Origin of the sequence: Arthrobacter sp. efr-133-TYG-104, assembly GCF_030208915.1 — a bacterium.
Taxonomy (GTDB): domain Bacteria; phylum Actinomycetota; class Actinomycetes; order Actinomycetales; family Micrococcaceae; genus Arthrobacter.
Genome location: NZ_JARVTA010000018.1, coordinates 87,627 through 100,727 on the forward strand (window position 1 = coordinate 87,627; position 13,101 = coordinate 100,727).

At 61.7% G+C, this 13,101-nt stretch carries 13 protein-coding genes; 12 read left to right on the top strand and 1 reads right to left on the bottom strand.

Annotated elements, in window-relative coordinates; all coding sequences use genetic code 11:
* Positions 1-16 precede the first annotated feature (16 nt).
* From QRN04_RS13875 to QRN04_RS13905, 7 genes are all read left to right on the top strand, one after another.
* Positions 17-352 carry a hypothetical protein gene (locus QRN04_RS13875; protein ID WP_284976607.1) on the top strand — a complete coding sequence of 112 codons (336 nt, stop codon included), beginning with the start codon at positions 17-19 and terminating at the stop codon, positions 350-352.
* A gap of 80 nt (positions 353-432) precedes the next feature.
* Entirely contained in the window at positions 433-1,344 is a 912-nt protein-coding gene (gene dapA / locus QRN04_RS13880; protein ID WP_284976608.1) for a 4-hydroxy-tetrahydrodipicolinate synthase, read from the top strand.
* 27 nt (positions 1,345-1,371) lie between these two features.
* Complete coding sequence (locus QRN04_RS13885; protein WP_284976609.1) at positions 1,372-3,063, top strand: ribonuclease J; 1,692 nt, start codon at positions 1,372-1,374, stop codon at positions 3,061-3,063.
* A 108-nt stretch (positions 3,064-3,171) separates the two neighbouring features.
* On the top strand, positions 3,172-6,090 hold the full coding sequence (locus QRN04_RS13890; protein ID WP_284976610.1) for an FtsK/SpoIIIE family DNA translocase: 2,919 nt from the start codon (positions 3,172-3,174) through the stop codon (positions 6,088-6,090).
* Positions 6,091-6,114: 24 nt separating this feature from the next.
* Entirely contained in the window at positions 6,115-6,717 is a 603-nt protein-coding gene (gene pgsA / locus QRN04_RS13895) for a CDP-diacylglycerol--glycerol-3-phosphate 3-phosphatidyltransferase (RefSeq protein WP_284976611.1), read from the top strand.
* Between the two features lie 2 nt (positions 6,718-6,719).
* Positions 6,720-7,226 carry a CinA family protein gene (locus tag QRN04_RS13900; RefSeq protein WP_502868805.1) on the top strand — a complete coding sequence of 169 codons (507 nt, stop codon included), beginning with the start codon at positions 6,720-6,722 and terminating at the stop codon, positions 7,224-7,226.
* Between the two features lie 137 nt (positions 7,227-7,363).
* Entirely contained in the window at positions 7,364-7,798 is a 435-nt protein-coding gene (locus tag QRN04_RS13905; protein ID WP_284976613.1) for a helix-turn-helix domain-containing protein, read from the top strand.
* A 71-nt stretch (positions 7,799-7,869) separates the two neighbouring features.
* Here QRN04_RS13905 and QRN04_RS13910 read toward each other — a convergent pair whose 3' ends face one another.
* On the bottom strand, positions 7,870-8,451 hold the full coding sequence (locus QRN04_RS13910) for a MarR family winged helix-turn-helix transcriptional regulator (protein ID WP_284976614.1): 582 nt from the start codon (positions 8,449-8,451) through the stop codon (positions 7,870-7,872).
* 41 nt (positions 8,452-8,492) lie between these two features.
* Between QRN04_RS13910 and QRN04_RS13915 the strand changes: the two genes are divergently transcribed.
* From QRN04_RS13915 to miaA, 5 genes are all read left to right on the top strand, one after another.
* Entirely contained in the window at positions 8,493-8,717 is a 225-nt protein-coding gene (locus QRN04_RS13915; RefSeq protein ID WP_410551051.1) for a DUF3046 domain-containing protein, read from the top strand.
* A 263-nt stretch (positions 8,718-8,980) separates the two neighbouring features.
* A complete protein-coding gene (gene recA / locus QRN04_RS13920) occupies positions 8,981-10,021 on the top strand; it encodes a recombinase RecA (protein ID WP_284976615.1) in 1,041 nt (346 codons plus the stop codon).
* 19 nt (positions 10,022-10,040) lie between these two features.
* The gene (locus QRN04_RS13925) at positions 10,041-10,565 is read left to right on the top strand and encodes a regulatory protein RecX (RefSeq protein WP_502868802.1); all 525 of its coding nucleotides are present in this window, start codon (positions 10,041-10,043) and stop codon (positions 10,563-10,565) included.
* Positions 10,565-12,097 carry a tRNA (N6-isopentenyl adenosine(37)-C2)-methylthiotransferase MiaB gene (gene miaB, locus QRN04_RS13930; protein WP_284976616.1) on the top strand — a complete coding sequence of 511 codons (1,533 nt, stop codon included), beginning with the start codon at positions 10,565-10,567 and terminating at the stop codon, positions 12,095-12,097. The genes QRN04_RS13925 and miaB overlap by 1 nt, the downstream gene beginning before the upstream one ends.
* An 18-nt stretch (positions 12,098-12,115) precedes the next feature.
* Positions 12,116-13,036, top strand: a complete 921-nt coding sequence (miaA, locus tag QRN04_RS13935; RefSeq protein ID WP_284976617.1) for a tRNA (adenosine(37)-N6)-dimethylallyltransferase MiaA — start codon at positions 12,116-12,118, stop codon at positions 13,034-13,036.
* Positions 13,037-13,101 lie beyond the last annotated feature (65 nt).

A 13,101-nucleotide genomic window follows, 5' to 3' on the forward strand; every position in this document is an offset into this window, starting at 1 on the left:
CGAATAGCATTGCTGCATGAGTGATGTAGCCAAGCTGCCCGAAGGCCTCCATGAGCCGATGAAAGCCATGAGTCCGGGAGTGGTTGACTTTCTGTTCCGGCAACTCGTCACGGGTAAGTCCCCCGAAGACACCCAGTGGCACCGGGAGGGCAAAGTGCTTGCCGAACAGGAGCCCGGGGCGGAGTTGGCCCGCCGCTTGTCGGAAACGGACCTGGACTCCCTGACGCCCTTGGAACTTTTCGAATACGTCAGGGCTGCGCAGCGCCTGGTCGGCTGGGCCGAGCACCTCAAGGAACGGGCCGTGGAGCAGTATTGCGCCGGCCAGCCCGGTCGTCGGACAGCCACCCCCTAACCCCGGCCCCACAGCCTGGATGAGTACCATCACACGGACCCATTCTTCTAACGTGCCCCGGACAAGGTAACGTTTTTCCTATGTCTGACTCGCACGCCCGCATTCCCGCCCTTGGTACCCTGCTGACCGCCATGGTTACTCCGTTCACCGAGGACGGCAAGGTGGATTACCATCAGGCCGCGGCCCTTGCGGAAAAACTCGTCGAGGACGGTTGCGATGGCCTGGTGGTCACGGGCACCACCGGCGAGACGTCCACCCTTACGGACGACGAGAACCTGGGCATGTTCCGCGCAGTCAAGGAAGCTGTTGGTGGCAAAGCTGCCATCATTGCAGGGACCGGGACCAACGACACGGCGCACTCCGTGCATCTCTCCCAGCGCGCTGCCGAAGTCGGCGTCGACGGCCTTCTCGTGGTTACCCCTTACTACAACAAGCCGAGTCAGTCGGGGCTTCGTGCGCACTTCGAGGCTGTTGCCTCATCTACGGACCTGCCGGTGATGCTGTACGACATCCCGGGCCGTTCATCGGTGGCGATCGCACCCGAAACCATGATCGCGTTGTCCAAACACCGGAACATCGTGGCCGTCAAGGACGCCAAAGCCGATTTCGCCGCCGCCACCCGCGTCATGGCCGAGACCGATCTGGTGTTCTACTCCGGCGATGACGGATTGACACTGCAGTGGATGGCGCTGGGGGCAGTGGGGCTCGTAGGCGTGACCACCCATGTTGCCACGCGTCGCTTCCGTGACTTGGTAGACGCCATGAACGCCAGTGACCTCGCCACAGCGCGAACCATCAATTTTGAATTGGAGCCTGTGGTCCGTGCAACCATGACCCGGGTCCAAGGCGCAGTAGCCGCCAAGCAGATTCTCAAGTGGCAGGGAGTCCTGCCCAACTCGGTTGTCCGTTTGCCCCTCGTGGAGCCGGACGAGGCCGAGATCGACACCATCCGCGGGGATTTGGCCGAAGCCGGAATGGACTTCACTGTCTAGGACCGTTTCGCCGGAAAGTAGCAAAATATGACCCAAACCGCCCTTCCTGGACTGGTTACTCCGCCTAAATTGCCGAAAGGTACGTTGCGGATAGTTCCGCTTGGTGGACTGGGAGAGATCGGCCGCAACATGGCTGTCTTCGAAATCGACGGCAAGTTGTTGGTGGTTGACTGTGGTGTGCTCTTCCCTGAGGAGACCCAACCCGGAGTCGATTTGATCCTGCCCGATTTCTCGTACATCGAGGACCGGCTGCAGGACGTAGTAGGAGTTGTGCTGACGCACGGCCACGAAGACCACATTGGTGCTGTCCCGTATCTCCTGCGCCTGAAGGCTGATATCCCGCTGATCGGGTCCCAGTTGACCCTGGCGCTGGTCGAGGCAAAGCTGCAGGAGCACCGGATCAAGCCGTACACGCTGACCGTGACCGAAGGCCAAGTGGAGCAGTTCGGGCCTTTCGAATGTGAATTCGTTGCGGTCAACCACTCCATCCCGGATGCCTTGGCGGTCTTTATCCGGACCGACGGCGGAAACGTCCTCCACACAGGCGACTTCAAGATGGACCAGTTGCCTTTGGATGGCCGAATCACCGATCTCCGGCACTTCGCCCGCTTGGGTGAAGAAGGCGTGGACCTTTTCATGGCAGATTCCACCAATGCCGACGTGCCCGGGTTCACCACGGCCGAAAAGGAGATTGGTCCCACCTTGGATCGCCTGTTCGGCCAGGCCAAGAAGCGCATCATCGTGGCGTCTTTCTCGTCCCACGTACACCGTGTACAGCAAGTGCTGGATGCGGCTGCAAAGCACAACCGCAAAGTGGCGTTCGTGGGCCGGTCGATGGTGCGCAACATGGCTATTGCCGCCAAGCTCGGCTACCTGGATGTGCCGCCAAACATCGTGGTGGACATCAAGAACATTGACACTATGCCCGATGACCGTGTGGTCCTCATGTCCACGGGTTCCCAAGGTGAACCCATGGCTGCGCTTTCCCGCATGGCCAACGGCGACCACCGCGTGGTCGTAGGCCAAGGCGATACCGTCATCCTTGCCTCCAGCCTGATTCCAGGTAACGAGAATGCAGTCTTCCGCATCATCAACGGGCTCCTGAAGCTCGGTGCTGACGTGATCCACAAGGGCACGGCAAAAGTCCACGTCTCCGGGCACGCCGCAGCAGGCGAACTCCTTTACTGCTACAACATTCTCGAGCCGCTCAATGCCATGCCGGTCCACGGAGAAACGCGGCACCTCATTGCCAACGGCAACATTGCGTTGGAGTCAGGCGTGCCGTCCGACGGCATCATCCTCAGTGACAACGGCACCGTGATCGACCTGAAAGACCACGTGGCCAACATCGTGGGCCAAGTGGAGGTGGGCTTCGTTTATGTGGACGGGTCCAGCGTGGGAGAAATTACCGACGCCGATTTGAAGGACCGCCGCATCCTGGGCGATGAGGGATTCATTTCCATCATCACGGTCATCAACAGAAACACTGGAAAGATCGTGTCCGGTCCGGAAATCCACGCCAGGGGAGTTGCCGAGGACGATTCCGTCTTTGACGAGATCATCCCCAAAATCAATGCCGCTCTCGAAGAAGCAGTACTCAACCACGCGGACCACACTACCCACCAGTTGCAGCAGGTGGTCCGGCGAATCATTGGCACCTGGGTCAACCGCAAGCTCCGCCGGCGTCCCATGATCATCCCTGTGGTCCTGGAGGCGTAGTTCTCAGTAACCGGTCTGCGCGCGTGAGGCGTCCATGCCATTGAACATGTTCCCCAAGGGGGCCTGAAATCCCCGGATTTCAGGCCCCCTTGGGGTAGCGTGGCTTGTATGGCGACCCGTACTACCTCCGCGCCACGAGGCAGCTCCAGCAGTAAACCCGGCGGAACAGGCCGGAGCGGAGCCGCATCCAAAACCAGCGCAGCCGCATCGAAAAGCGGTTCATCTGCCGCCAGGAACGGTCGCGGCAGCAGTGCCCGCAGCAAGCAAGCAGCCGCCGTCGAGCCCGTGGTTCCACTGCCGCTGCGCATGCTTTCAGGCGCGTGGCAAGGACTGGGCCACCTTGTAGGCGCAGGGGTCCGCCGTATAGGCCAAGACGTCAGCGACCTTGACCCTGCCGACCGCCGGGACGGAGCAGCACTTTTCAATCTCGTGCTGGCGGTGGCTATTGCCACTTTCGCTTGGTGGGGCCTGACCGGCTGGCTTCCTGACGCCGTTCATGCCGTGGTCAACGGAACTTTCGGCTGGATGACACTGTTGCTGCCGTTCATGCTTTTTGTGTGCGCCTTCCGGCTGTTCCGCCGTCCCCAGGATGGGCGGGGAAACAACCGCGTGGGCATCGGTTTCATGATCATGACCCTTGCCGGATGCGGGCTCGCCCATGTCTTCGGTGGCCTCCCGACGGTGGGCGATGGCTTCGAAGGCCTCCGGAACGCGGGCGGAATGCTTGGTTTCCTGGCAGCAGCGCCCTTGGCCGCAATTCATCGTGCCGTTCCGCTGGCTCTCTACGCTTTCCTGGCCTTCGTGTCCGTGTTGATTGTGACGGCGACACCCTTTGGCGCCATTCCGTCCCGTATCCGCGGGGCTTATGACCATCTCATGGGTATTGACCTGATGGACGAACCCGGCGATGACGGCCACGATCGCAGCTACCTATACCAGAGCCAGGCCGCCGCCGCTCCAAAGAAAAAGAGGCGCTCTCGCTTCTTCGGCAAGGATACGGACCCTGGTCCCGGACTTGAGGGTTACGTCGGTGACGAGGCCTTTGAGCACGCAATCATCGACGACGACGAATCGACTCAAGCCTCCGACGACTCCCGTGCAGCGGGAAGTTCCGGTCCTCGCGTGCCGCCGGGCGTGCGTCGGCCCACCCAGGCCGAGATCGCAGTGGGCAAGATCAAGGCCGCCCAAGGCCTGGGTGGAGCTGCCGGAATAGACAATCCCACCGAAGCCATCCCGATGATTACGCCACAGGCGGCGCCGCAGGTCAGCGCGCAGGCCGTGGAACAGGTTCCGGCCCGTCCGGCCGCGCCGGCACCACCTCCTACGCCCATCCCGCAGCGCACCGAGCAACTCTCGCTCGCCGGAGATGTCACGTATACGCTGCCTTCCTCGGATTACCTGGCGCCGGGCTCCATTCCGAAGGAGCGCACGGAGGCCAATGACGCCGTCGTCGCTGCTTTGACCGATACGCTCACCCAGTTCAACGTTGACGCCGCGGTGACCGGGTTCAGCCGTGGTCCAACGGTAACCCGCTACGAGATCGAACTCTCGCCCGGCACCAAAGTTGAACGCGTCACGGCGTTGTCCAAGAACATTTCCTACGCCGTGGCGTCGAGCGATGTCCGCATCCTGAGCCCCATCCCGGGCAAATCCGCCATCGGCATCGAAATTCCCAACACCGACCGCGAAACTGTCTCTTTGGGCGATGTCCTGCGGAGCCAGAATGCCCGCCGAACGGACCATCCCATGGTCATGGGAGTGGGCAAAGACGTTGAGGGCGGCTACGTGGTAGCCAACCTTGCCAAGATGCCGCACTTGCTGGTGGCCGGTGCTACCGGTGCCGGTAAGTCCAGCTTCGTAAACTCCATGATCACGTCGATCCTCATGCGGGCCACCCCCGATGAAGTCCGTATGGTCATGGTGGACCCCAAGCGCGTGGAACTGACCGCTTATGAGGGCGTTCCGCACCTCATCACGCCCATCATCACCAACCCGAAGAAGGCAGCCGAGGCGCTGCAGTGGGTAGTCCGGGAAATGGACGCCCGCTACGACGACCTGGCAAACTACGGCTACAAGCACATCGACGACTTCAATAAAGCGGTCAGGGCGGGCAAGGTAGTGCCGCCAGTGGACTCCAAGCGCGTCATCAAGCCCTACCCGTACTTGCTGGTGATCGTGGACGAGCTCGCCGACCTCATGATGGTGGCACCGCGCGACGTCGAAGACTCGATTGTCCGCATCACCCAGCTCGCCCGTGCCGCTGGCATCCACTTGGTCCTTGCGACCCAGCGCCCATCCGTTGACGTGGTCACAGGTTTGATCAAGGCCAACGTTCCGTCCCGGATGGCTTTTGCTACCTCGTCTGTTACCGACTCCCGCGTTGTGCTGGACCAGCCGGGTGCCGAGAAACTCATCGGCCAAGGTGACGCCTTGTTCCTGCCGATGGGTGCCTCCAAAGCGATGCGCGTGCAGGGCGCCTGGGTCACCGAGTCGGAGATCCATAAGGTGGTGGAGCACGTCAAGGGACAGCTCCAAGCCGTCTACCGTGACGACGTTGCCGCAGAGGCCCCCAAGAAGCAGATCGACGACGACATCGGAGACGATCTCGAGGTGCTGTTGCAGGCAACCGAGTTGGTGGTCACCACGCAGTTCGGCTCCACCTCAATGCTCCAGCGCAAGCTTCGCGTCGGCTTCGCTAAGGCGGGCAGGCTCATGGACCTTCTTGAATCGCGTGGCGTGGTGGGCCCTTCCGAAGGCTCCAAAGCGCGGGACGTCCTGGTCAAGCCGGACGATCTCGCAGCCGTCCTTGCAGCGATGAAGGGACAGGAATCACCGGCTGCGCCCGATGCGCACACGGCGGCCCTCAGCGACAACGCAAACTCGAATATCGCCGTCGGCGGTTATGCGGAAGACCTTGTGGCAGCAGACCTGGACAATCGCACGCAGGCCATTGAGTACCACGACGGTGCTGACGGTCCGGATGACGACGACGGCGGCGAGGACGCCTGGTCGCTCACCGGGCGGTAGCTCCAAAGACTGTAGCCTAGAAGGGTGACTACAGCCGAGGGCGATACCACCGCGTCGAGAAGTTCCGACATCTGGAACCTGCCCAACATCCTCACGATGCTGCGCATCGTCCTGGTCCCGTTCTTTATCTGGTTCCTGCTCGCTGACGATTCCCGGAACGGCATTTGGCGCTGGGCCGCTGTGCTCACTTTTGCGGTCGCGATCTACACAGACAAGCTCGACGGCGACATAGCCAGGGCCCGCGGCCTCGTCACGAACTTCGGGAAGATCGCCGATCCCATTGCCGACAAACTGCTGATCGGTTCGGCCTTGGTCCTCCTATCCGTACTGGGCGAACTCCCGTGGTGGGCCACCATCCTCATCCTCGTCCGGGAGTGGGGGATCACTGCCCTTCGCTTCTTCGTGATCCGTTACGGCGTCATGCCCGCTTCCCGGGGCGGGAAGCTGAAGACTGTGGTGCAAACCGCGGCCATCTTCCTCTACATCCTGCCGCTGGGGGCGATAGCCCCCTGGCTGGTATACGTGGCGTTCGGAGTCATGATGGTTGCACTGGCGATCACGCTGTGGACCGGTGTGGAGTACGTGATCCAGGCGATGAAACTCCGTGCGGCCGGACGGCGCGCGTGAGCATTCCGGTAGCCGCTTCCGGCTCGGCACGGTCCGCGGCCGCAGTGGTTGCCCGCGCCATTGAACAAGACCTCACCGTCGCGACTGCGGAGTCGCTCACTGCCGGGATGGTCGCTGCGGCACTTGCCAATACGCCGGGCGCCTCCGGCATGCTGCAGGGCGGTGTTGTCGCGTACCACAATGCAGTCAAGGCCGGTGTCCTCGGCGTCCCTATGGAACTGCTGGCCGACGTCGGATCCGTCGACGGCGGGGTGGCTGCGGAAATGGCCAGCGGGGCCCGACGAGTCTGCGGCGCCGACGTCGGAATCTCGACCACGGGCGTGGCGGGTCCTGAGCCGCACGACGGCAAAGCCGTGGGCACGGTTTTCATCGGTGTCGCCACACAAACGGGACAAACATCGTTTGAATACCGTTTTTCCGGGGACAGGCAAAGTATCAGGGAGCAGTCATGCGAAGCCGCTTTGGCGCGTCTGCTTGCCGCCCTTGGTGAGGTTGGTTACCGTTCGTAAAGTAGCCGGGAACAAAAAGTCATTCCCAATAGTTGTGTCATTGTGTCGCCTCGGATGAGCCGGGGCGCCTAGGATGAAGACATTAACCGGGTCCGCAAGCCAGCGATCCGGATGAACGAGGGAGTAAGGCGATCCAGATGGTAAAGCAGCCCGTATCCGTAAACGGCGTTGTCCGCTGGAGGGATGTGGGCTTGGCTAGTCAGGCACAGAGCGAACAGAAGGAGCGCAAAATGGTTGTACTACGCCACGAAATTGGTGATGTATTGCGCGATGTCCGCCAGCGCCAGGGCCGTACCCTTCGCGAGGTCTCGCACAGTGCCCGTGTATCGCTTGGTTACCTGAGCGAAGTTGAGCGTGGCCAGAAAGAGGCCTCCTCGGAACTCTTGTCCTCCATTTGCACCGCCTTGGACGTCCCGTTGTCCCTGATGCTTCGTGAAGTCAGCGACCGTGTGGCAGTAGCCGAAGGCGTTGCAGTCCCGGACACCGTTCCACAAGAATTTTCCCAGCGTTACGGTCGCGATATGGACCTCACGGACGACTTCCCCCAGGGGATGCTCTCCGGCGCTCGCTAAGAGTCCTCCACGAGGAGCACAAAGGGTCCCCAAGCTTGTCGGCTTGGGGACCCTTTGTTGTACGCAGAGTATCAGTGTGCCTGTTGGCTGGAACCTGAGTCGGTGGGGGCCGGTTCCTTGGGGGCCAGCTCCTTGGAGGTGAACTCCTTGGAAGAGGATTCCCTCAGGAGTCCGTCTGCGTAAACGGCATTGAGCCGCCCCATGTAGTCTGCCAACGCTTGGACATCCTCCGCTGGCCATTCGCCCAGGCGTTCCCGAAAAACCTGCTTCCGGGCGTCTTGGACCTGATGCATCTTTTCTTCGCCCTTGTCCGTCAAGCGGATTGACTGGGCCCTGCCGTCCTGGGGGTCGGCTTCCTTGTAGACGAGCCCGATGCTCTCAAGGAAGGCAATCTGCCGGCTGACCGATGGTTTGCCGACGCCAATGCAGGTTGCAAGCTCCGTCAGCCGGATCGGACCATCTTTACGAATGACGGTCAGTAGCCCGTAGGCCGCAGGCTCCATGTCGGGATGAACCTGGCGGGAAAGTTGCTGGGACAGCGAACGCGCCCGCCGCAGGAGCAGGCTCAGTTGATGTTCCACTTGCCGAAGGGCATCATCTTCGGCGTCGCCTCCGACGGCCGGAAGCGGCGCGTTCGGGAAAGGATTGCTCATGGCAACCATTCTAGAGTCCGTCGCTGTGAGAGACTCTATCCGTGAGGGCAAGTGACTTTTGGCGACTGATGGACGACGAGTTCGGGTCCGGTTACTCCCGGGTCCTCGCCAGTTCCCTGGTGCTGGCCGGCGTCGGCGGACGAACGGCCGTGGACGCCCTGGCTTCGGGCTTTCAGCCCCGCGATGTCTGGCTGGCGATGTGCGAGGTCCAGGATGTCCCGCCGGAGCGAAGGCTTGGCCGGGATATCAAGCCCGCAGCCAACTGAGGCCCTACCCACTTGGCGCTGGCATCCGACCCGCCGGAGACACACCGCGGTGATTTGTTCGAATATCTGTTCGGATGGGGATATGCTCCTGAAAGAGGAAAATTGATCCTGAAAGACGCGTTCCAGAGCATCCGGCAGCCCCGTTTATCCACATAGCAGGGATCGACTTGAAAAAATGTCAGGGCACCGTAATAGCGTCTGACATGACAGGAAAGCGGCCCTTCGGGCCACTCCACAGCGAGAAAGCATCAGAGGTGTGAACCATGGCGGCAGCCCCGGATCGTGAAAAGGCGCTCGAAGCAGCGCTTGCCCAGATCGACAAGCAGTTCGGCAAAGGCTCTATCATGCGTCTGGGTGATGACACCCGCGCTCCCATCGAGGTTATTCCCACCGGCTCCATAGCCTTGGATGTCGCCCTTGGCATTGGCGGCCTGCCGCGGGGGCGCGTCGTGGAAATCTACGGCCCGGAATCCTCCGGTAAAACCACTGTGGCCCTGCACGCGGTGGCGAACGCACAGCGCGCCGGTGGCATCGCGGCCTTCATCGACGCCGAGCACGCACTGGATCCGGACTACGCAGCAAAGCTTGGCGTGGACACGGACGCACTCCTTGTTTCCCAGCCGGACACCGGAGAGCAGGCCCTGGAAATCATGGACATGCTTGTCGGTTCGGGTTCACTGGACGTCATCGTCATCGACTCCGTGGCAGCGTTGGTACCCCGGGCTGAAATTGAAGGCGAAATGGGCGATTCCCACGTGGGCCTGCAGGCACGCCTCATGAGCCAGGCGTTGCGTAAGATCACCGGCCGCTTGAGTCAAACCAAGACCACCGCCATCTTCATTAACCAGCTCCGTGAAAAGATCGGCGTCTTCTTTGGATCCCCTGAAACCACCACCGGTGGTAAGGCCCTGAAGTTCTACGCCTCAATCCGCATCGATGTCCGTCGGATCCAGACACTGAAAGAGGGTGCGGATTCCGTTGGTAACCGCACCAAGGCAAAGATCGTCAAGAACAAGATGGCTCCGCCCTTCAAGATCGCCGAGTTCGACATCATTTACGGGCAGGGCATCTCCCGCGAGGGCGGCATTATCGACATGGGTGTCGAGCACGGCATCATCAAGAAATCCGGTTCGTGGTTCACCTACGACGGAGACCAGCTCGGGCAGGGCATGGAGAACTCGCGGCGCTTCCTGCGGGACAATCCCGAACTGGCCCAGGAGCTCGAACGATTGATCAAGGAAAAGCTCGGCGTGGGCGTCAAGCCGGAAGCGGACTCCCCGAAGCTCAAGGCCGTTGACGGTTAACAGAACCGGGCGTCCGGCCGTGCCCGTTGATGCCAAAACCGATCCGGATCGCGAACCTGATCCTGAATCCGTGGCGCGTGCCATTGTCCTGAGGCAGTTGACAATGGCGCCACGGAGCAGGCTGCAGCTCGCGCGAAAACTTGCCGAGCGTCATGTTCCCGAGGACGTCGCTGAGATGGTCTTGGACCGCTTTGCGGAAGTTCAGCTCATCGACGACGCCGAGTTCGCACGGATGTGGGTTCGAAGTCGTGCACAGACCAAGAAGTTGGCCAAGGGCGCACTCCGGCGCGAGCTGACCGAGAAGGGCATCGACCTGGAGGCGGCAGAGGAAGCTTTGTCGCAGCTCAGCGATGAAGATGAGGAATCGGCCGCCCGGGAGCTCGTTCAGCGAAAGCTGCGGTCCGGCGTTGATTTGTCAGACCGCGCCGAATGGGACAAATACACTCGCAGGCTGGCGTCCATGCTGGCCCGTAAGGGCTATGCACCTTCGTTGGCATTCAGGATCGTCGGTGAGGTACTGGCGGAAGCCGGTACCCTTGAGTAGTGAGTTTGACCATTCCCTCCCCAGCAGCTGCCCCTGCTCCTTTGGCCCACCCCAGGACTTATCAGGTCCGGACCTTTGGCTGCCAGATGAACGTCCATGATTCAGAGCGCATGGCGGGCCTTCTCGAGGAGGCGGGTTACGTACCGGCAGAGGGTGACGTTGCCGACGTCGTGGTCTTCAATACTTGCGCTGTGCGCGAGAACGCGGACAACAAGCTCTACGGAAACCTGGGCCAGCTGCGGCCGGTCAAAGCCGCCAATCCCGGGATGCTGATCGCTGTTGGCGGCTGCCTGGCCCAGAAGGACCGGGAGACCATCGTCAAAAAGGCGCCGTGGGTAGACGCCGTGTTCGGTACCCACAACGTGGGGGCGCTTCCAGCGTTGCTCAACCGGGCCCGCCACAACAATGAAGCCCAGTTGGAGATTCTCGAATCCCTGGACGTCTTCCCGTCCACGCTGCCTACCAAGAGGGACTCTGTCTACTCCGGTTGGGTCTCGATCTCCGTGGGCTGCAACAACACCTGCACGTTCTGCATAGTTCCTTCGCTGCGGGGCAAGGAGAAGGATCGACGTCCGGGAGAGATCCTGGCCGAGGTTCAGGCACTCGTCGATGACGGAGCAGTGGAAGTGACGTTGCTGGGTCAAAATGTGAACTCGTACGGTGTTGAATTCGGAGACCGCCTGGCGTTCTCCAAGCTTCTGCGGGCCTGCGGTGAGATCGATGGCCTCGAACGGGTCCGGTTCACCAGTCCCCACCCCGCAGCGTTCACGGACGACGTCATCGACGCCATGGCTGAGACGCCTAATGTCATGCCGCAGTTGCACATGCCGCTGCAATCGGGCTCCGACAAGGTCCTCAAGGATATGCGGCGCTCTTACCGTTCCAGCAAGTTCCTCGGAATTCTGGACAAGGTGCGCGAGCGGATCCCGGGCGCGGCGATCACCACCGACATCATCGTGGGCTTTCCGGGCGAAACCGAGGAAGACTTCCAAGCCACCTTGGACGTTGTGGAGAAGTCGCGGTTTGCTTCGGCGTTCACTTTCCAGTACTCCAAGCGGCCCGGCACACCCGCTGCTGACTTGCCGGAACAACTTCCCAAAGAGGTGGTTCAGGAGCGTTACGAGCGACTGACGGCGCTCCAGGACCGAATCGCCGCTGAGGAGAACGCCAGGCAGCTTGGGCAAAAAGTTGAAGTCCTCGTGACCTCCCAGGCTGGCCGTAAAGCCGAAGAAACGCACCGCTTGTCCGGCCGCTCCAAGGACCAGAGGCTGGTCCATTTTTCCGTGCCGGAAGGGGTGGAAGCGCCGCGTCCAGGTGATTTCGTGACCGTGACCATTACCGAGGCCGCAGCGTTCCACCTCGTCGCGGATCCCTTGACCGCTGCGGACTACCACTTGCGCCGTTCGCGCGCCGGTGACGCGTGGGACCGGGCCCAGGCTGACTCCTGCGGAGTCCCGGCACCCGGATCAGCTTCCGGCTCGTCGTCGGGCGTTTCGCTGGGCATGCCGTCCTTGCCGCCTCGTCGCGCCTAGCAACGGACCCAAGATCACATGACGAGTCCCGTCTTTCGTAACCCGGGGTCTGTAGTCGCGGTAGTGGGGCCAACCGGCTCCGGAAAATCGGATCTCGGCGTCAGCCTGGCCCAGGCCCTCGATGGTGAGGTCATCAACGCTGATGCGCTGCAGTTCTACCGCGGCATGGACATCGGTACGGCAAAGATCAGTGTTGACGAGCGGCAAGGCATCCCGCATCACCTCTTGGACATCATGGATGTTACTGAGGAAGCCAGCGTGGCAGACTTCCAGGAACAATGCCGGGCCGCCATTGCCGAGATTCATTCGCGGGGCAAGCGGGCCATCCTGGTGGGTGGGTCCGGGTTGTACATACGCGCAGCCCTGGACGTCCTTGAATTCCCCGGCACGGACACCTCGGTCCGGAAGCAGCTGGAAGAGGAGTGCGAAGCCCTCGGCCTAGCGGCGCTACGGACCCGTCTGGAGGACGTCGATCCGGTGTCGGCGGGCCGGCTCGGCGATGCCCGCCGCGTGATCCGAGCCCTTGAGGTGCATGCCCTGACGGGCCGTCCGTTCAGTTCGTTCATGCCCCAGCGCCAGTACTTCCAGCCTGCCCTGCAGATCGGCCTCTCGGTGGACCGGGAGGTGCTGAGGGAGCGCTTGGCGCTACGGGTGCACTCCATGGTGGACGCGGGCCTGCTCAACGAAGTGCGGAGGCTGGACGACGCGGGACTGCGGCAGGGGAAGACGGCATCGCGCGCCTTGGGTTACTCACAATTCCTGAAAGTGCTCGACGGCGAAGCGGACGCCGCTGCCGCGGCCTCGGAGACAATCGTTGCCACCAGGCAATTCGCTCGACGCCAGCTGACATGGTTTCGGGCCGATCCCCGCATCGCATGGTTTGATTGGCAGGATCCGGACCTCGTCTCCAAAACCGTGGCTGCGGCTGGACAAGACTAACTTCCGCGGATTCAATTTCGGGCGGCGGTAATTTCGGGGCAAACAACCGTGGCAGGTAGCCTAGT